Source organism: Pseudomonas sp. HY13-MNA-CIBAN-0226 (genome assembly GCF_040310305.1).
GTDB classification, from domain to species: Bacteria; Pseudomonadota; Gammaproteobacteria; order Pseudomonadales; family Pseudomonadaceae; genus Aquipseudomonas; species Aquipseudomonas gregormendelii.
The window spans coordinates 35231-54272 of the sequence record NZ_JBEOPS010000025.1 but is presented as its reverse complement, the minus strand read 5'-3'; the positions used below and the strand labels follow the sequence as shown (position 1 = coordinate 54272).

The window sequence follows — 19042 nt, the reverse complement described above, 5'->3', positions numbered from 1 at the left end:
GCGACACTTTCAGCAAGGCGCTCAAGGCACTTTTCAACCGCCAGGCCGTCTTACCTGCACGACCGTTTTCCTATTTTTTGAGGTGTAAGTGATGAAAGCCTGGATCTGTGTACCCTTGATTGCCCTGGCACTGGCCGGCTGTGCCGGCAAGACCGCCTACCGCGACAGCTGCGGGAGTGGCATAGATGCGGCTTGGCATGAGCTGGACCTGGCCAAGGCGGAAGGGTTTGCCGGCACCGTCAGCTACTCCAAGGCGCTGTCGTTGCTGACCGGTGCGAAGACCCAGCAGCAATTCGAGGCATTCGAAGGTTGCACCAAGAAAGCCGAAAAAGCGCGCTTCTACATTCGTGAGTCACGCGCCGGACGTTAAGGCATGATGCAAGGCTAACGCCCCATTGGAAAAAGGGAGCAAATGATGTCCGGGTTAGTTGATCGGTTAGTGGCTCATGTCATGGGCCTTGAAGTCGGATTGATGGCGAGTCAGGCGCGCCTGGAGGCGCGAACCGACCCTGAGGCCTTGCACGATCTGCGCACGACGGTCCGCCGTCTGCGCAGCCTGTTGCGGCCGTTGCGCGGCTTGCCCGGCGTCGCTCAGCTGGAAGCGGCGGCGTCGCGGGTCGGCGACCTGACTACACCGCTGCGCGACCGCGAAGTGTTGGCCGCCTACCTGCTCGAGCACGATCAACCGGACGCGGCGCATCGGCGCATGGCGCAAATGGCCGAGGCTTATCCTGCAGTCGCCGCCAGCACCGAGCTGGCGCAACTGCTGCAGATACTCGACGCGTTTCCCCGATTCTTGCGGGCGTCCCAGCGCCAGGGACTGCTCAAGGGCCTGCGCCCAAACATCGAAAAGCGCCTGGCGAAACAGTGGAAAAAGCTCGACACCGCCCTGCACGATCCCGCCCACGACCGTCATCGCCTGCGACTGCTGATCAAGCGCGTGCGTTATGGCATCGAGGCCTATCCCGAACTGGACCGCTTGCCCAAGGCCGCCATGCCGCGCCTGAAAGCTGCGCAAGCGGCCCTGGGTGACTGGCACGATTGCTGGCAGTGGCTGGTGCGCGCCGAGGAAGAGGCCGATCTGCAACCCTGCATCAGCACTTGGCAAACCACCATGGCCAAGGCCGAAAGCCGCGCCGACCGGGTGCTGGACAAGCTCAGTGCGGACTGCTTCAAGTCCTGACAACCGGGATAGCTACCGCAAGCTGCGATCTTTTGACTCGAGACCGCATCGCCCCCCGTAGGAGCTGCCGCAGGCTGCGATCTTTTGACGTTGATCTTTGGCGTCATCGCTGTCGCCCAAGATCAAATGATCGCAGCCGGGGGGCGGAAGCTCCTGCGGCATATGCGTGCGTCTCGGCCTATCTGTCGGTGGATTTGTCCGGAATAAGCCCTGTATCGCCTCCCGCGTCTGGTTAACATCCCTGCATCCCCATCTGCTCCGAGGTTTTCATGCGCTTCTCCGATCTGCTTGACGCTGTTCGCAGCCAACCGCTGGAACTGAGTATTCCAGCCGAATGGGCCCAGGGCCGGGCCAGTTTTGGTGGTCTGGTGGCCGCTTTGCAGTACGAAGCGATGCGTGCCCAGGTGCCGGCAGATCGTCCCGTACGCTCGCTGGCGATCACCTTTGTCGGGCCGGTCGAGCCGGATGTGCCGGTCAGTTTCGAAGTGGATGTGCTGCGTGAAGGTAAAGCCGTCAGCCAGGTGTTGGGCCGGGCGATGCAAAAAGGCCAGGTGGTGACCCTGGTGCAAGGCAGCTTCGGCGGATCGCGTCCGTCGGAGGTGGCGGTGAGCGCACAACCGGCGCCGGAAATGAAACATTGGGAAGAATGCCAGGAATTGCCCTATATCAAGGGCATCACGCCGGAATTCATGCGCCACCTGGCGATGCGCTGGAGCGTCGGCGGGCTGCCGTTCACCGGCAATACTTCGCGTCAAATGGGGGGATGGGTGCGCTTGCGCGGGGACGTCAAGGAAGAGCCGGTCACCGAGTCGCACATCCTGGCGCTGGTCGATGCCTGGCCTCCGGCGTTGTTACCGCATCTGAAAAAACCGGCCATGGGCAGTACGCTGACCTGGACCATCGAATTCGTTCAGCCGCTGCTGGAGGTGAGCACGCTGGACTGGTGCAAATACCTGGTTGAAATCGAATACGCGGCGGATGGCTACGGGCATGCGGCTGCCAAGCTGTGGAGCCACGACGGTCAATTGATCGCCATGAGTCGCCAGACAGTGACCATTTTCGCCTGATCAATGCCGGCGGTGGCGCTCACGCCAGGCGCGCCACCAACCGCCGCTGAGAAGGAACCGCGGAAAGGTCACAAACTGCTCGACCAGCAGGCGCGACACGGCGTCCTTGCGACCGCTGAAGGGTTCGGAAGCCTGTTTTTCCAGGGTATGCCCATGGCGCTGCAAGCCCAGGGCGGCGAGCAGCCCGACGATGCCGATGGCAAAGTTGACGAAGCTCAAGCCGAACACACCCGTCACGATCAGCAGGAACGCCAGGATAAACAGCGGTACCGCAAGCAAGTGCAACACCAGATTGGTCGGGTGCTGGTGATTGTTGGGGTACTCCCGCCATTGCCAGGCGGGAAGGTTGGGATGACGCTTGCCCATGATGCTGATCCTCGATCCGTGTTGAACACATGATTGAAGAATAGGCTTGGGACAGCACGGCGGCGAATGGAGGTTGGCTATCGGGGTGATAGCGCAAGGTTCAAGCTGTGTATTGATCAGGACAACGCCATCGTCGGAACGCCGCCCGGAGCAAGCCCGCTCCCACAGGTGTCCTAGAGATAAAAATAGCGTCTGAACACCTGAAATCCCTGCGGGAGCGGGTTGGCTCCGGGCGGCGTTCAGGCAATCATGCCCTCAGAGTTTCAACTGCCCAATCGCCTTGCTCAATTCCCCCGCCAACGCCGCCAGCTCATTACTGGTCATCGCCGAACTCACCGTCTGCTGCACCGTGTTCTCGGTCACATCGCGAATGCTCACCACCGCCCGGTTCATCTCTTCGGCTACCTGGCTCTGCTGCTCGGCGGCCACCGCGATCTGCGTGTTGCTATCGCGCATCTGTGCCACCGCACTGGTGATCTGCGCCAGCGCCGCGCCCGCTTCCTGCGCCTGCTGTACGCAGTCGTCGGCCTTGAACGAACTTTCCTGCATGAAATCCACCGCATCGCGAGTGCCCGCCTGCAGGGCCGAAACCATGCGGGTGATCTCGTCGGTGGAGGCCTGGACGCGCTTGGCCAGGTTGCGCACCTCGTCGGCGACGACCGCGAAACCCCGGCCCATCTCTCCGGCCCGGGCCGCTTCGATGGCCGCGTTCAGCGCCAGCAGGTTAGTCTGCTCGGCGATGCTGTGAATCACCCCGACCACGCTGTTGATTTTCTGGCTGTCTTCGGCCAGGCGCTGGATCATCTGGGCCGTTTGCTGCACACCGGACGAAAGCCCGGCAATCGACAACTGCACGCGGCTGACCACTGCCTGCCCGCTGCCCGCCAGGGTGTCGGCGGTTTGCGACAGGTCGCGGGTCGCGCCGGCGTGCTGGGCGATGTGATAAACCGTCGCGGTCATCTGGTTGATCGCCGTGGCGGCCTGGTCGGTTTCACTTTGCTGGCCAAGCATGCCGTGGCGCACTTCGTCCATGCTCGAGGCCAGCCGCGCTGCACCGTCATCCAGCTGCCGCGCGGTGCTGGCCACGGTATTTACCACGCGTTGATAACCAGCCTGCATCGCGTTAAACGCATTGGCCATTTGCCCGACCTCGTCGGTGCAGGCCAGGGGCACGCGGGCTGACAGGTCGCCGGTTTTTTCCACGTGCAGCATCACGTCTTTCAACGTGTTGAGCTGGCTGAGCAGGAAGCGGATCAACAATTGCGATGCGCCGAGCATGGCCAGCATCAAGATAAACACCGCCACCGCGTAGTGGGCGAAGCGCTCGCCGAACACCTGGGTCAGGCTCGGGCCATGGGCGATGATCGCGACTTGCTGGCCATCCTGGCGACTGAAGACTTCAGCGCCCATCAACGGATTATCGCCGAACAGCGGCAGGGAATTGACCTCGACCCAGCCACGGGCGCCGGTCAGCGCCGGCACCGGTTGTCCGTCAATGATCGGCGCTTGCCCGTTGGAGAAGGCCAGCACGTTGTCGGCCTGCGGCAGCGGTTGCCCGTCCGGCCATGCTTTCAGGAGGCGCGCCTGGGCCTGCGCCGACGCCTGGGCAGCGTGACCGCGTACCTGCTGTTCGAGTTGCACGGCGTACAGCACCAGCAACAAGGTCGTGACGAAGGCAACGGCGTTGACCGCCCAGAATTTGTACTTCAACGAGATGTTGCTAAGCCAGGCACCCATGGAGGTCTTCTCTGATAGCGGAAACAATTATGGCAAGGTGCCATTATTGTGCCGGGATCGGGCGGTGGGGACTTGATGTGGATCAAGGTTCCCGGTCAGGCTGGACACAGCCATTGCCTGCGTAATGCGCTATCCTGCGCGCCTTCAAAATTCTCTCGCTACAGGATCGCGTCCCATGAAAGCTGCACTCGTCGAACTCATCAGCAAAATCAGCTCCGGGTGCATGAGCGCTGACGAAATCCTCAAGGTGGCGGACGAAGCGGCCCAGGCCTACGCCGACCCGCAGGCATTCCTGGCTGCGAATCCGGACATCAACTACGACGACACTTTCCCGATCCCGCTGGGCGAATGGGTGGTGGTCGGCAGCCTGCCGGAAACCGTGCTGTTCCAGGCCGATAACTACATGGACCTGTTCGCCCTGATCGTCGCCTCGTTCGGGCCGGGCGTGGACTTCAACATCAAGCCCAAACAACTGGCCAAGACCGAAGCCCTGACGGCGCTCAATCGCATCCAGGTGCAGATGGGCAGCATGAACAAGGAAAACGGCGGCTACACGCTCATGAACTTCAGCCAGTTGCTCGATGATGAACTGCAGGTGGTGCTGGTGTACGGCGACGACGTGCCGCGGGTGCTGGAATTGTGCGCCGAGGTCGGTATCGCCGCCGCTCCATCCCTGGAAGCCCTGAAAGTCGCCATCCACGTTTAATACAATAAAACGGAACCCTGGCATTGGCCGGCTATCCTAAGAGGGCAAACCACTCTTAGGGAGCGTCACCATGGGTTCCACGTTCAACGGCCTGATTGGCCTGATTATTCTTGCCCTGGACATCTGGGCCATCATCAACGTGCTGAAAAGTGGCGCATCCACCGGCATGAAGATCGTCTGGGTGCTGCTGATCCTGCTGTTGCCGGTCCTGGGCCTGATCATCTGGGCCATCGCCGGTCCGCGGGGTAATGTGCGGATCTGATCCAGTCGTCAAATCTTCATATCTCCCCTGTGGGAGCGAGCCTGCTCGCGATGGCAATCTGTCTGTCACATTGATGCAGGATGTGGAGACGCCATCGCGTGCAGGCTCGCTCCCACAGTGTTTTGCACATAGGCATAAATTACGAAGGTTCGACCTGTCATCTTCCGCGTCGTAGAATGCGCGCCTTTCCCGGGCAATCGAGCAAATCGATTGGCCATCATGGGCGGGTAACCGTCCATTGCCACCGCATTCATCGGAGCACTTCCCATGAGCACCACCCCAACCAGCGAATACCTGGAAACCCTCTACGAAGGCTATGGCCAGCGTTTTCGCATGGAAAAACTGCTGCACGAAGTGCGCACCGAACACCAGCACCTGGTGATTTTTGAAAACCCGCGCATGGGCCGGGTCATGGCGCTGGACGGCGTGATCCAGACCACCGAAGCCGACGAATTCATCTACCACGAAATGCTCACCCACGTGCCGATCCTGGCACACGGCACTGCCAAGCGCGTGCTGATTATCGGCGGCGGCGACGGCGGCATGCTGCGTGAAGTGGCCAAGCACCGTGGCGTCGAGCACATCACCATGGTCGAGATCGACGGCACGGTGGTGGATATGTGCAAGGAATTCCTGCCGAACCACTCCAAAGGCGCATTCGACGATCCACGCCTGAACCTGGTGATTGATGACGGTATGCGTTTCGTCGCGACCACCACTGAAAAGTTCGACGTGATCATCTCCGACTCCACCGACCCGATCGGCCCGGGCGAAGTGCTGTTCTCGGAAAACTTCTACCAGGCTTGCCGTCGCTGCCTGAACGAAGGCGGCATCCTGGTGACGCAGAACGGCACGCCGTTCATGCAGATCGAAGAAGTCAAAACCACTGCCGGACGCCTGCGCAGCCTGTTCCCGGACTGGCATTTCTACCAGGCAGCCGTACCGACCTACATCGGCGGCTCTATGACCTTTGCCTGGGGCGCGACCGACACCCGCTATCGCAAACTGTCCCGTGAAATCCTGCAGCAGCGCTTTGCCGGCAGCGGCATCATCACCCGCTACTACAACCCGGAAATCCACATCGGCGCATTCGCCTTGCCGCAGTACGTATTGCAGGCCATCAACAAGCCAAGCAACGACTGAAGCCACACACATTGACTGTAGGAGCGAGCTCGCTCGCGATGGACGTCAACGATGACGCGGGCTGCCAGATTAAACGTGGCGCCTTCAAAGCCATCGCGAGCAAGCTCGCTCCTACCGTTTTTTTGTGTCAACCGGTGAATAATCTGGGGGAACGATCACCCAGTGCAAAAGTCCAGATAGATGTAAGCCCACTTGCGGGTTTTATCGAGGAGGCACTGATGCAAAAGTGGAAAATCACTTTCGTGGATGATCACGGTGAAACAGTCGACGAAATCTTCGAGTGCGAGGAGTGCCCGGACAACGAGCACGCCGCCAAGCTCATCAAGGCTCGTCTGCTTCCTGTCGCTGCAGAACTGGATCTGAATGATCTGGAAGGGCGAACCGCTGACGCGAGCGTCAAAAGTCTTAAATCTCAGAACAGCATACAAATCCTCGGCATCACTCCCGTCTGATACAACTCCTGTCACATTTAAACCAGGCCTTGGCAGCTGCTCGGTCAAAGGGCTACTCTGCAGAAGAGATCAGCGATTGGATCGCTAAGGTCTGGTCTTGTCAGCTACATGCTTGATTCCCATCGGTGACCTGGTTACCGGCTCGTCCTCACTATTCGGCTGGGGGCGTCGGGGAGCACGGAAAGTCTATCCATCGGATTCAGGAGGACGTTTCATGAGCACAGCCTATCAAGAAGACATCAGCAGCAGCGTGTTGCGCCGCATGAAAGAAGGCGGTTTCGATTTTTCAAAATTTCATCCCATCGAGTTCTACGCGATTTTCCCCGACGAGGAGCGGGCCCGCAGGGCAGCAGGTCATTACCGTGGTGAGTCCTTGAACGCGCAGATCAGTGTGCGCGACGACGGCGCATGGGCGCTGGAACTGAGCAAGGTCATGTACGCCACCTACGATGACATCGGCGATTTCGAACAGGGATTCGAGGCAGTGGTAGAGCCTCTGGGCGGCATCATCGAAGGATGGGGCGTGAAGCAGGAGGTACGAGGGCGACTCGCATAACATTATGAACAGCAACAACACCCAGCAACGGCTGACCTTAGGGTTGGCCGTTTTTCGTTCAAAAGCATGATCAAAAGATCGTCCAATCGCGGCCCGAGCCTTCGGCACTTCCTATATTGGAATGCGCCCTCCGTAGGAGCTGCCGCAGGCTGCGATCTTTTGATCCTGCTTTTGATCCAAAACGTTTAAAAAGGCAAAAAAAAACCGCCCAAAACAGGCGGCCAAAAGGGAAGTTCGATGAGCTTTTCAGCGAATAAGCCAATTATCCCCATCGCCAGGCGGGCAGTGAAATCAACTCTGACTATGCTGGTGATAGCGACAGCATTGCTTCGCAATGGAGCGGGGGCGATCAGGTTGGGGCATTTGCCGCACGCAATTGGTGCGGTGTTTTTACAGCTTTTATCCAACTGATTGATATCAAAGCGTTTATGCCGATGGCACGGGCCTTGCGATGCCTAGATGTCCGGGTGACAAGGAGTACGGCATGATCCGCACCTATTTTGATGAGATGTACGATGCCGGCGGCCAGGTCCGCCCGCATTACCGGGAATTTGCCCGTTGGCTGGCCGAGACGCCTGACGAATTGCTGGCCCAACGGCGCCGCGAGGCCGATCTGCTGTTTCATCGAGCCGGTATTACGTTCACGCTTTACGGCGACGAGCAGGGCACAGAGCGCCTGATCCCGTTCGACACCATCCCGCGCAGCATTCCCGCGAGCGAGTGGCGGGTGGTCGAGCGCGGTTGTATCCAGCGGGTCAAGGCGTTGAACATGTTCCTCGCCGACCTCTACCACGAGCAGCGCATCATCAAGGCCGGGATCATTCCGGCCGAGCAGGTGCTGGCCAACGAGCAGTACCAGTTGGCGATGCAAGGGCTCGACCTGCACCGGGATATTTACTCACACATCTCCGGTGTCGATCTGGTGCGCGACGGTGACGGCACCTACTACGTGCTCGAAGACAATCTGCGCACCCCCAGCGGCGTCAGCTACATGCTCGAAGACCGGAAGATGATGATGCGCCTGTTTCCCGAGTTGTTTTCGGCCCAGCGCATCGCCCCCATCGACCACTACCCGAACCTGTTGCTCGACACCCTGAAAAGCTCAAGTCCTATCGACAACCCCAGCGTGGTGGTGCTGACCCCGGGCCGCTTCAACAGCGCGTTTTTCGAACATGCGTTCCTGGCGCGGGAGATGGGCGTTGAACTGGTCGAGGGCGCGGACCTGTTCGTGCGTGACGACATGGTCTTTATGCGCACGACTGACGGGCCGAAGGCGGTCGATGTGATCTATCGCCGACTCGACGACGCGTTCCTCGATCCGCTGGCGTTCAATCCAGACTCCATGCTCGGCGTGCCAGGGCTGCTGTCGTCCTACCGGTCGGGCAACGTGGTACTGGCGAATGCCATCGGCACCGGGGTGGCGGATGACAAATCGGTGTATCCGTTTGTTACCGACATGATCCGCTTTTACCTGGATGAAGAACCGATCCTGAAGAACGTTCCGACCTTCCAGTGTCGTAATCCTTCTGAACTTTCCCACGTGCTGGCCAATCTTCCAGACTTGGTGGTCAAGGAAACCCAGGGTTCGGGGGGCTACGGAATGCTGGTCGGGCCGGCCGCGACGGCGGCGGAAATCGAGTTATTCCGCGCGCGCATCAAGGCCAAGCCGCATGCCTATATCGCGCAGCCGACCCTGTCGCTGTCGACCTGTCCGACCTTCGTCGAAAACGGCATTGCGCCACGGCATATCGACCTGCGTCCGTTTGTATTGTCCGGCCGTGAAACCCGGGTGGTGCCCGGTGGCCTGACCCGTGTTGCGCTGCGCGAAGGTTCCCTGGTGGTGAATTCCTCCCAGGGCGGTGGAACCAAGGACACCTGGGTAGTCGAGGATTGAAGGAAGCTTGCCATGTTAAGTAGAACTGCCTCGGATCTGTATTGGATGTCGCGTTACCTGGAGCGGGCGGAAAACCTCGCACGGATGCTCGACATCAGTTATTCGCTATCGCTGATGCCACAGGATGGCCGCGGCGACGGCTTGCACGAACTGGCCATGCCGCTGCTGATCACCGGCACCCTTGAGGATTATCTTGAGCGCCACGGCGAACTGCACGCCGAGCGCCTGCTGCACTTCTTCGCCCTGGATGCGGCCAATCCGGCCAGTATCTACAGTTGTCTCGGTTCTGCACGGGCCAGTGCCCATGCCGTGCGTGGGCGGATTACCGCCGACATGTGGGAAAACATCAATGCCACCTGGCTGGAAATTCGCGGTATCGCCGACCAGGGCTTGAGCCGCTATGGCATGAGCCGCTTCTGCGAATGGATCAAGGAACGTTCCCACCTGTTTCGCGGCGCGTCCTACGGCACCATCATGCGCAACGATGCGTTTCGTTTCATTCGCCTGGGCACTTTCATCGAGCGCGCCGACAACACCCTGCGCCTGCTCGATGCGCGCTACGAAATGGCCGGTGACCAGGCGGAAGCGGTCAGCGACGGCACCGCACATGCCTATTACCAGTGGAGTGCGCTATTGCGCGCGCTGTCTTCGTTCGAGGCTTACACCGAGATCTACCGCGACGCTCCCGGCGCCCGCCATGTTGCCGAATTGCTGCTGTTGCGCGCCGACGTGCCGCGTTCGCTGCGCGCCTGTACCGAAGAAATCGACCAGATTCTCGCCCAGCTTCCAGGCGCCAACGGCCGACCGGCCCAACGCCTGGCCGCAGAAATGGACGCGCGCCTGCGCTACACCGGCATCAACGAAATTCTCGACGAGGGCCTGCATGCCTGGCTGACCGAGTTCATCCCGCTGGTGCGCCAGCTGGGCAACGCCATTCACAGTTCCTACCTGGAGGCTGCATGAGACTTTCCATTAGCCACGAGACCACCTATCACTACGAAGATCAGGTGCGGGCGAGCATCCAGTACCTGCGACTGACACCCCACGACAGCGAGCGCCAGCATGTGCTCAGCTGGCAGCTCGACCTGCCGCGCCCGGTGCGGGCGCAACTCGACCCGTTTGGCAATATCCTGCATGTGCTGACCATGGACGAACCGCACGAGGCCATCATCATCGGCGCTCGTGGTCAGGTCGACATCGACGAGCTGCGTGAAGCCGAGCATGAAAGCCAGTCGGCGCTGCCGTTCCTGCGGTTCACCCGCCTGACCGAACCGGATGAAGCCTTGCGCGCGTTCGCGGAGAAGCAATGCAAGAAGCGCCGCGATCGCACGGCGCTGATCGACCTGATGCATGGCCTGAACTCGCACATGACCTACACCCCGGGCTCGACCGAGGTCGACACCAGCGCGGCCCAGTCCTTCGCCGGGCGCTCGGGGGTTTGCCAGGACCACACCCACGCCTTCCTGGCCTGCGCCCGCAGCCTTGGGATTCCGGCGCGTTACGTATCGGGTTATTTGTACAGCGAGAACAGCGAGCATTTGGCCAGCCACGCCTGGGCCGAAGCATGGCTGGATGACGCCTGGTACAGCTTCGACGTGACCAACGAACTGGCCCGGCCCGAGCGTCACCTGAAACTGGCCGTGGGCCTGGACTACCTGGACGCCTGCCCGGTTCGCGGCATGCGCCGCGGTGGCGGCTGTGAACAGATGCACGCAAAAGTGTTCGTCTCGCCGACGCCTTTGCCGGTGTTTTCGGTCCAGGAACAGTAACCCGGGAGACCACATCGCGAGCAGGCTCGCTCCCACACTGTCCAGCGGTGAACCCCATCCAAAATTCACCGCAGAACCCTGTGGGAGCGAGCCTGCTCGCGATCAGGTCAGCCCAGGCACTACAAAACTAGGGCTGAACCTTGCGCCCAGCCATATGCTTCAAATACCCCACCAGCCTCTCCAGATCCTGATCCGGCAGCACCTGCGCACTGAACCCGGGCATCTTCGCCTGCGGCCACTGCCGCAGGCTCTGCGGATCTCGAATGTAGCGCTTGAGGAAATCAGCGCCGAAGTACTCGGTGGGATTAAACGGAATGTTTAGATCCGGTCCGAACTGCGCATCCCCCGCGCCGTTCAACCGATGGCACGCCAGGCAATTCTTCTGGAACAGCGCAAATCCCAGGTTCACCGGATCGTCGGCCTTCAACGCCGGATCCGGCAGCAGAGCAGGGAAGCGCTGGGCCACCGGTGCCAGTTGCCGGATGCTCGCGACTTCGAACGGCCACTGCTCCGGGCTGATGTTGCCTGCCTGGGGATCGGTCCAGACCAGATAAAACGGCCCCGCGCTGTGCTTGCCCGCAGACAGGGCGGGCCATGGCCGGGCCGGATCCTCGATCGCCAGCCAGGCTCTGGCGCCCTGGGCATTGAGCAGGGGCGCGGCTGAGAGCTCTGCGGCAAATCCGTCCAGCGCCACTGCCTGCAGATGGTCGTCTGGCTTGATCCCGGTCAGCAACGCAGCGATGGGCACGGCACGGTAGGTCATCTCGCGCTTGTAAGACACATCGTTGCTGATGGTGATGGTCTGCACCTGCGGATGCTTGAGCAGCTCGGCGGTTTGCCAGGTGCGCGAGTTCTCGCCCAGCTGAAGATCCAGCTGTGCGGCAGAAAGGGGCGTACTGAGCAGCAAGGCCCCGAGCAGAATGAGCGTTTTCAAATGATCGCCGTCCATGTCGTGGAGAGTGCCGCAAAGGTTGGCACACCCACGCCGGCCCGGGTAGCGGGCCAGTCACATTTCTACGGCGGCGATAACAAAAGGCGCTTAAATCAGCCGATGACCTTGGTCAGGTTCGGCAAAATCAACAACAGCGTGGTGGCGAAAAGAATGAGCCCGGCTTGACGTACTTTCGATTGTTTGAACATGGCTTGACCGCCTTTATTGTTATTTCCTGATGCCTGCCTGCATATCTCCATGACGGCAGAGCGTTGCACTTCCTGTCCGACGAGCGCCTCGGCAAAACCCGACGACAACTTCGTACATGATTACCTTAGGGCCCGCGTCACTCTTGGCTTAGATCCATTTCATATGGGGAGATATCCATAGGCTATGAAAATAGCATGAGGCCTATTGCCAGCTTCTTTGCCGCCCGTTTGCTAGACCTCTCGCCGACCTGAAACGGTTAATCCCGTAGCACGCTACCGTTCGTCTGAGCGTGTGCGTCAATGGTGCTGAGCGTTGTGGTCATTGAATCTGAGGGCGCAGGGCATAAGGTGAAGCTTCTAAAAGAACAAGAAATCGAGGACGTCATGACCCAAGCTTTGATTTTCGACGCGTTACGCACGCCCCGGGGCAAAGGCAAGGCTGATGGCGCCTTGCACAGCGTCAAGCCGATTAATCTGGTCGCCGGCCTGATGACCGCGCTGCAACGGCGCATGTCCCTGGACACCAGCCAGGTCGACGACGTGGTGCTTGGGTGCGTGACGCCCATCGGTGATCAAGGCTGCGATATCGCCAAGACGGCGACGCTGGTGGCGGATTGGGATATCAGCGTGGCGGGCGTGCAGATCAACCGGTTCTGCGCCTCGGGACTCGAGGCGGTGAATCTCGGGGCGATGAAAGTGCGTTCCGGTTTTGAAGACTTGGTGGTGGTCGGCGGCGTCGAATCCATGTCCCGGGTGCCCATGGGCAGCGACGGCGGGGCGTGGGCCCTGGACCCGCAAACCAACCTGCATACCCATTTTACCCCGCAAGGTGTGGGCGCCGATCTGATTGCCACACTGGAAGGCTTCAGTCGTGAACAGATCGACGCCTACGCGCTGCACTCCCAGCAAAAGGCAGCGCGGGCTCGGGGCGATGGCTCGTTCAGTAAATCCCTGGTGCCGGTGCAGGATCAGAACGGCATCGTCCTGCTCGATCATGATGAATTCATTCGCGCCGATTCGACTCTCGAAGGGTTGGGCAAGCTCAAGCCGAGCTTCGAAATGATCGGCCAGTTGGGCTTCGACGCCACTGCACTGCGGGTCTACAGCCATGTGGAGCGCATCAACCACGTCCACACCCCCGGCAACAGCTCCGGCATCGTCGATGGTGCAGCGCTGATGCTGATTGGCTCAGAGGCCAAGGGCCGTGCGCTGGGCTTGCAACCTCGGGCGCGGATCGTTGCCGCGGCGGTGACCAGCACTGACCCGACCATCATGCTCACGGGGCCCGCCCCGGCCACGCGCAAGGCCCTGGCGAAGGCCGGTTTACGGGTCGAGGATATCGATCTGTTCGAGGTCAACGAGGCCTTCGCCTCGGTGGTGCTGAAGTTCATCAAAGACATGGCCATCGACCCGGACAAGGTCAACGTCAACGGCGGCTCCATCGCCATGGGGCACCCATTGGGCGCCACCGGCTGCGCAATCCTTGGCACCTTGCTCGACGAACTGGAAGCCCGCCAGTTGCGCTACGGCCTCGCGACCCTGTGTGTCGGCGGCGGCATGGGCATCGCCACGATCATCGAACGCCTCTGAGCCCCGACTTCAAGGAACATCGTCATGACCGAAGCCATCCGTTACGAAAAGGGCCAGGACCAGATCGTCGTCCTGACCATTGATATGCCGGGCCAGAGCGCCAACACCATGAACGCTGTGTACCGCGACGCCATGGCGGACTGCGTGAAGCGCCTGGTCGAAGAGAAAGCGTCGATAGCCGGCGTGATCATCACCTCGGCGAAAAAGACTTTCTTTGCCGGCGGCGATCTCAATGAACTGATCAAGGTCGGCAAGCCCGAGGCCAAAGCCTTCTACGACATGGTATTGACCCTCAAGGCCCAGCTGCGCGCCCTGGAAACGCTCGGCAAACCCGTGGTCGCCGCGATCAATGGCGCAGCGCTCGGCGGCGGCTGGGAAATCTGCCTGGCGTGCCATCACCGCGTGGCGCTGGATCATTCCTCGGTGCAGCTTGGCCTGCCGGAGGTCACCCTGGGCCTGCTGCCGGGCGGCGGCGGGGTCGTGCGCATGGTGCGCCTGCTGGGGATCGAGAAAGCCTTGCCGTATCTGCTGGAGGGCAAGAAGGTGCGGCCTCAACAGGCCCTGCAGGCCGGTTTGATCGACGAGCTGGCGCAGGACCCGCAAGAGTTGCTGAGCAAGGCCCGGGCCTGGATCCTGGCCAATCCGGCTGCCGTGCAGCCATGGGATGTGAAGGGCTACCAGATTCCCGGCGGCACGCCATCGCACCCCAAGGTCGCGCAGATGCTGGCGATCGCGCCATCGATCCTGCGCAGCAAAACCCAGGGCTGCATGCCCGCACCGGAAAAAATCCTCTGTGCGGCGGTGGAAGGGGCCCAGGTTGATTTCGACACAGCCCACCTGATAGAGACCCGCTATTTTACCGAGTTGACCACCGGCCAGGTGTCGAAAAACCTGATCGGCACCTTCTGGTTTCAGCTCAATGAAATCAACGCCGGCGGCTCCAGGCCCCAGGGGCATGCCCCGTTCAGCACGCACAAGGTCGGCGTGCTGGGTGCCGGGATGATGGGCGCGGGCATTGCCTTCGTCAGCGCCTCGGCGGGTATCGAGGTAGTGCTCAAGGACATCAGCCTGGCCGCAGCAGAGAAGGGCAAGGCCCACTCGGCGACACTGCTGGATAAAAAAGTCGCTCGCGGGCAGCTGTCATCCGAGCAGCGCGAAGCGATTCTGGCGCGGATTCTACCGAGCGAAAATGATGCTGACCTGGCCGGCTGCGACCTGATCATCGAAGCGGTGTACGAGGATCGGGAGCTCAAAGCCAAAGTGTCCTCGGCCGCGCAGAAAGTCGTCGGTGCCCAGGCGGTGATTGCCTCCAACACGTCCACCTTGCCGATCAGCGGCCTCGCTACCGCCGTGCCCGACCAGACCCGGTTCATCGGCCTGCATTTTTTCAGCCCGGTGGAAAAAATGCCCCTGGTGGAGATCATCAGAGGCTCGCGCACCAGCGATGAAACCCTGGCCCGGGGTTTTGATTTCGTCCTGCAAATCAAGAAAACCCCGATCGTCGTCAACGACAGCCGTGGATTCTTCACCTCGCGGGTGTTTGGCACTTTCACCAACGAAGGCATTGCCATGCTCGGCGAAGGCGTCAGCGCGGCGATGATCGAAACCGAGGCGCGCAAGGCGGGCATGCCGATTGGACCGCTGGCGATTTCCGACGAGGTTTCCCTGAGCCTCATGAGCCACATCCGCCAGCAAACCGCCAAGGACTTGCAGGCGGAGGGCAAACCGCTGATCGAGCATCCAGCCTTTGCGGTGATCGATCTGTTGCTCAACGAGTACAAGCGTCCTGGCAAGGCCGCAGGCGGCGGGTTCTATCAATACCCAAGTGGTGGCCAGAAGTACCTGTGGCCGGAACTGAAAACACGCTTCGAAACGGCCGACGGGCAGATCTCGCCCAAGGACGTGCGCGACCGCCTGCTGTTCGTGCAGGCCATCGAAACCGTGCGGTGCCTGGAGGAGGGCGTGCTGACTTCGACGGCGGATGCCAACATCGGCTCGATTTTCGGCATCGGCTTTGCGGCCTGGACCGGCGGCGCGTTGCAGTTCATCAACCAGTACGGCGTGCAAGACTTCGTCGCTCGCGCGCAGTACCTGGCCGAGCAATATGGCGAGCGATTCACGCCGCCGGCACTGCTGCTGGAAAAAGCGGCCCGGGGGGAGACGTTTTAGGGGACCGATGATGCCTGTGGGGCTTGCCTTGTCACGGTGTTTCGAGGCAGGCTCTGGGTGTGCATTATTCCCATCACGTGTCAGGTATTTTTTATGTCGTTACGCATCTGCATTCTGGAAACCGACATCCTGCGTCCGGAACTGGTCGATCAATATCAGGGTTACGGGCAGATGTTCCAGCGTCTGTTCACGCAGCAGCCAATTGCCGCCGAGTTCACGGTGTACAACGTGATGCAGGGCGAGTATCCCGACGATGAGCAGGTGTTCGATGCTTATTTGGTCACCGGTAGCAAGGCCGATTCCTTTGGCACCGACCCTTGGATAGAAACCCTCCGGGCTTATCTGCTCAAGCGCTACGAGCGCGGCGACAAGTTGCTCGGCGTGTGTTTCGGTCATCAGTTGCTGGCGCTGCTGCTGGGCGGCAAGAGCGAGCGCGCCTCTCAAGGATGGGGTGTCGGCACCCACAACTACAAGCTCGCGGCCAAGGCGCCGTGGATGAGCCCGGTCGTGGAAGAGCTGACGTTGCTGATCAGCCACCAGGACCAGGTCACCGCGCTACCGGAAAACGCCACAGTCATCGCCTCCAGCGATTTCTGCCCGTTTGCCGCGTATCACATCAACGATCAGGTGCTGTGCTTCCAGGGGCATCCAGAGTTCATCCACGACTACTCGCGAGCGCTGCTGGAGATCCGCCAGCAGGCCCTGGGTGAGCAGATTTACCAGAAGGGCGTGGCCAGCCTGGACCATCAGCACCACGGCGCGACCGTGGCCGAATGGATGATGCGGTTCGTGGCGCACAAGCCAGAGCTCAAAGCGGTCTAGCCGAAAGCTCTGGGAGCAAGGCTTGTGAGCGCAAAACTGTGGGAGCAAGGCTTGCCCGCGATCGAGTGCGCAACGCTCGCCTTGCTCCTACAACCACCCCGATCTCTTGAAACTCGCCCATAAACTCACACAGCCCACCGCAATAAACCCCAGCACCGCAAAATATCCGTAGTGCCAGGTCAGCTCCGGCATGTTCTGGAAGTTCATCCCGTAGATCCCGGCCACCGCCGTCGGGAACGCCAGAATCGCCGCCCATGCCGCAAACTTGCGCTGCACCACGCTTTGGCGTGATGCCTCCAGCAACACCCCGACCTCGATCGTCTGGCTGGCAATATCGGCCAGGGTCGTGAGGTCTTCCATCTGCCGGGTGACGTGGATCTGCACGTCGCGAAAGTACGGCCGCATGTTTTTGTCGATGAAAGGAAAGCTGAGCCTCTGCAGCTCCTCGCCAATCTCCACCATGGGCGCTGCATAACGCCGCAGGCGCACGACATCGCGACGCAGGCCGTGGAGCTTTTGGATATCGCGTTCATTCAGCGCGCTGCACAACACATTGCGTTCCAGCTCATCGATCTCGGCGTGGATCGCTTCGCCCACCGGCTGGTAGTTTTCGATCACGAAGTCGAGGAGCGCATAGAGGACAAAATCTTCCCCGTGCTCCAGCAGCAGCGGACGTGCCTCACAACGTTGTCGGACGTAGGCGTAGGACGCCGAATGCCCATTTCGCGCAGTGATGATGTAGCCGTTGCCGGCGAAGATGTGGGTTTCAATGAACTCGAGTTTTCCGTGTTCATCGCGGATGGGCGAATAGGTGACGATAAACAGCGCGTCGCCGAAGGTCTCGAGCTTGGGCCGGCTGTGTTTCTCCAGGGCGTCTTCAATGGCCAGTTCGTGCAGGTTGAACTGGCGTTGCAGGTTGGCCAGTTCCTGGGCATCGGGCTCTTCCAGCCCGATCCAGACAAAGTGGTCAGGCTTGGCAGCCCAGGCAGCGCCCTCGTCGAGGGTGATGTTGGTAACTTTTTTCCCGGCGCTGTAAACCGCAGCCGCAACAACTCTACCCATGGTGTTGGTTCACTTCTGATTAGCAGGCAGTGTCCAGCTTAGCCCGTAGGAGCTGTCGAGTGAAACGAGGCTGCGATCTTCTTACACTGTCGCCTGTACGCTCGGCCATCCATGGCCAAGATCGACTAGCCCGCCAGAATCTGCCGATCCATCGAAGCAATGCACTCACGCATCTGCTCGCGACATTGCTCGATCAATGCCGGCATATCATCCAGGCTCAACCCGGCCGTAGGAATTGCCGGCAAAGAGCGGATCAGAATCTTCCCGCTATCCCAGCGATTAAGGCGCATGTGCTTCACATAAGTGCTGACGCACACCGGCACAATCGGCACCCCGGCAGCGATCGCCATCTGGAACGCACCTTTCTTGAACGGCAGCAGATCTTCACCCAGGTTACGCGTGCCTTCCGGAAACACCCAGATCGAAGTGTTCTCATTCTGCAGCGTATGAGTCGTCGTCAACATCGACTTGCGCGCCTTCTGCGCATTGCCCCGGTCGATCAGCACGTTACCGGCCAACCAGAACAACTGCCCGAACAGCGGTACCCACTTCAGGCTCTTCTTGCCGATGCACACGGTGCGGTACGGAACCACATTGCCGAACACGAAAAGATCATAGTTGGACTGATGGTTGGCGATGATCACGCAGCTCGCAGGCTTGTCCATCAACGGGCCAACTTCGGCCTTTACCCGCAGGCGCAGGATACACATGGCCGGCCAGGCGTAGAGGCGGGCGCACAGGCGGCTGTTGTCCGGGTTGAAAGGTCGGCACAGGCCGAGAATCACGCCCAGCACACCTGCGAGAATAAAGTGCAATCCCATCAATAACATACGAAACGCGAACAGCATTTAGAGGCCCCACCGGGACAAAAGGTGGCGCAGTGTACGGATGTGCACTGTTTTCGGCAATTGTCGCTATAGAGTTCGGAGATAGGCGATGTTTAAGCACATGTTTCCGACTTGTGTGTCAGACGCGTCCTAGAGCTGTCGTAGGATTTCTCATCAGTCGGAATGCTTTTGCAGGAGCGAGCTTGCTCGCGAAGAACTCATGGACACCGCGTTTACCCAGGCTTCACGCGTGATCGTTGACGTTTTTCGCGAGCAAGCTCGCTCCTGCAATGAGCA

The 19042-nt window shown here is 60.4% G+C and carries 19 protein-coding genes; 14 read left to right on the top strand and 5 right to left on the bottom strand.

The genetic code is table 11. From position 1 onward, the window contains the following. Positions 1–91 precede the first annotated feature (91 nt). The 3 genes from AAEZ05_RS24320 to AAEZ05_RS24310 all read left to right on the top strand — a co-directional run bounded on the left by AAEZ05_RS24320 (position 92) and on the right by AAEZ05_RS24310 (position 2250). The gene (locus AAEZ05_RS24320) at positions 92–370 is read left to right on the top strand and encodes a hypothetical protein (RefSeq protein WP_045058957.1); all 279 of its coding nucleotides are present in this window, start codon (positions 92–94) and stop codon (positions 368–370) included. Between the two features lie 45 nt (positions 371–415). Next, positions 416–1183 (top strand): CHAD domain-containing protein, encoded by a 768-nt coding sequence (locus AAEZ05_RS24315; protein ID WP_350649233.1) that lies wholly within the window; start codon positions 416–418, stop codon positions 1181–1183. A gap of 269 nt (positions 1184–1452) precedes the next feature. Then, positions 1453–2250, top strand: coding sequence for an acyl-CoA thioesterase (locus AAEZ05_RS24310; protein ID WP_350601283.1), 798 nt, complete (start codon positions 1453–1455; stop codon positions 2248–2250). Here the strand turns inward: AAEZ05_RS24310 and AAEZ05_RS24305 are convergent, their stop codons facing one another. Next, positions 2251–2616 carry an Mpo1-like protein gene (locus AAEZ05_RS24305; protein WP_045058960.1) on the bottom strand — a complete coding sequence of 122 codons (366 nt, stop codon included), beginning with the start codon at positions 2614–2616 and terminating at the stop codon, positions 2251–2253. Positions 2617–2871: 255 nt separating this feature from the next. After that, positions 2872–4353, bottom strand: coding sequence for a methyl-accepting chemotaxis protein (locus AAEZ05_RS24300; RefSeq protein ID WP_350601282.1), 1482 nt, complete (start codon positions 4351–4353; stop codon positions 2872–2874). A gap of 175 nt (positions 4354–4528) precedes the next feature. On the opposite strand from AAEZ05_RS24300, the gene AAEZ05_RS24295 reads away from it, so the two are divergent. The 8 genes from AAEZ05_RS24295 to AAEZ05_RS24260 all read left to right on the top strand — a co-directional run bounded on the left by AAEZ05_RS24295 (position 4529) and on the right by AAEZ05_RS24260 (position 11135). Beyond that, on the top strand, positions 4529–5059 hold the full coding sequence (locus AAEZ05_RS24295; protein ID WP_045058962.1) for a hypothetical protein: 531 nt from the start codon (positions 4529–4531) through the stop codon (positions 5057–5059). A 70-nt stretch (positions 5060–5129) separates the two neighbouring features. Beyond that, positions 5130–5321 (top strand): PLDc N-terminal domain-containing protein, encoded by a 192-nt coding sequence (locus tag AAEZ05_RS24290; RefSeq protein WP_028622263.1) that lies wholly within the window; start codon positions 5130–5132, stop codon positions 5319–5321. A gap of 267 nt (positions 5322–5588) precedes the next feature. After that, positions 5589–6464, top strand: a complete 876-nt coding sequence (gene speE, locus AAEZ05_RS24285) for a polyamine aminopropyltransferase (RefSeq protein WP_045058963.1) — start codon at positions 5589–5591, stop codon at positions 6462–6464. 218 nt (positions 6465–6682) lie between these two features. Continuing rightward, positions 6683–6916 (top strand): hypothetical protein, encoded by a 234-nt coding sequence (locus AAEZ05_RS24280; RefSeq protein WP_045058993.1) that lies wholly within the window; start codon positions 6683–6685, stop codon positions 6914–6916. Positions 6917–7130: 214 nt separating this feature from the next. Continuing rightward, the gene (locus AAEZ05_RS24275) at positions 7131–7472 is read left to right on the top strand and encodes a ribonuclease E inhibitor RraB (RefSeq protein WP_045058964.1); all 342 of its coding nucleotides are present in this window, start codon (positions 7131–7133) and stop codon (positions 7470–7472) included. A gap of 484 nt (positions 7473–7956) precedes the next feature. Next, positions 7957–9366 carry a circularly permuted type 2 ATP-grasp protein gene (locus AAEZ05_RS24270; protein ID WP_350649231.1) on the top strand — a complete coding sequence of 470 codons (1410 nt, stop codon included), beginning with the start codon at positions 7957–7959 and terminating at the stop codon, positions 9364–9366. A 12-nt stretch (positions 9367–9378) separates the two neighbouring features. Then, positions 9379–10329 carry an alpha-E domain-containing protein gene (locus tag AAEZ05_RS24265; protein ID WP_045058966.1) on the top strand — a complete coding sequence of 317 codons (951 nt, stop codon included), beginning with the start codon at positions 9379–9381 and terminating at the stop codon, positions 10327–10329. Beyond that, positions 10326–11135 (top strand): transglutaminase family protein, encoded by an 810-nt coding sequence (locus tag AAEZ05_RS24260; RefSeq protein WP_045058967.1) that lies wholly within the window; start codon positions 10326–10328, stop codon positions 11133–11135. The genes AAEZ05_RS24265 and AAEZ05_RS24260 overlap by 4 nt, the downstream gene beginning before the upstream one ends. Positions 11136–11262: 127 nt before the next feature. On the opposite strand, the gene AAEZ05_RS24255 is transcribed toward AAEZ05_RS24260, so the two are convergent. Beyond that, positions 11263–12084: a c-type cytochrome gene (locus AAEZ05_RS24255; RefSeq protein WP_205892519.1), complete on the bottom strand. Its 822-nt coding sequence runs from the start codon at positions 12082–12084 to the stop codon at positions 11263–11265. A gap of 575 nt (positions 12085–12659) precedes the next feature. Between AAEZ05_RS24255 and AAEZ05_RS24250 the strand changes: the two genes are divergently transcribed. The 3 genes from AAEZ05_RS24250 to AAEZ05_RS24240 all read left to right on the top strand — a co-directional run bounded on the left by AAEZ05_RS24250 (position 12660) and on the right by AAEZ05_RS24240 (position 16856). Beyond that, a complete protein-coding gene (locus tag AAEZ05_RS24250; protein WP_350649228.1) occupies positions 12660–13865 on the top strand; it encodes an acetyl-CoA C-acetyltransferase in 1206 nt (401 codons plus the stop codon). Positions 13866–13889: 24 nt separating this feature from the next. After that, positions 13890–16034 (top strand): 3-hydroxyacyl-CoA dehydrogenase NAD-binding domain-containing protein, encoded by a 2145-nt coding sequence (locus tag AAEZ05_RS24245; protein ID WP_350649226.1) that lies wholly within the window; start codon positions 13890–13892, stop codon positions 16032–16034. Positions 16035–16127: 93 nt separating this feature from the next. Then, entirely contained in the window at positions 16128–16856 is a 729-nt protein-coding gene (locus tag AAEZ05_RS24240) for an amidotransferase (protein WP_350601271.1), read from the top strand. A gap of 87 nt (positions 16857–16943) precedes the next feature. Here AAEZ05_RS24240 and AAEZ05_RS24235 read toward each other — a convergent pair whose 3' ends face one another. Together AAEZ05_RS24235 and AAEZ05_RS24230 are read right to left on the bottom strand one after the other, a co-directional pair. Beyond that, positions 16944–17918, bottom strand: coding sequence for a magnesium and cobalt transport protein CorA (locus tag AAEZ05_RS24235; RefSeq protein WP_045058971.1), 975 nt, complete (start codon positions 17916–17918; stop codon positions 16944–16946). A gap of 125 nt (positions 17919–18043) precedes the next feature. Next, positions 18044–18766 carry a 1-acylglycerol-3-phosphate O-acyltransferase gene (locus AAEZ05_RS24230; RefSeq protein ID WP_045058972.1) on the bottom strand — a complete coding sequence of 241 codons (723 nt, stop codon included), beginning with the start codon at positions 18764–18766 and terminating at the stop codon, positions 18044–18046. Positions 18767–19042: the final 276 nt, after the last annotated feature.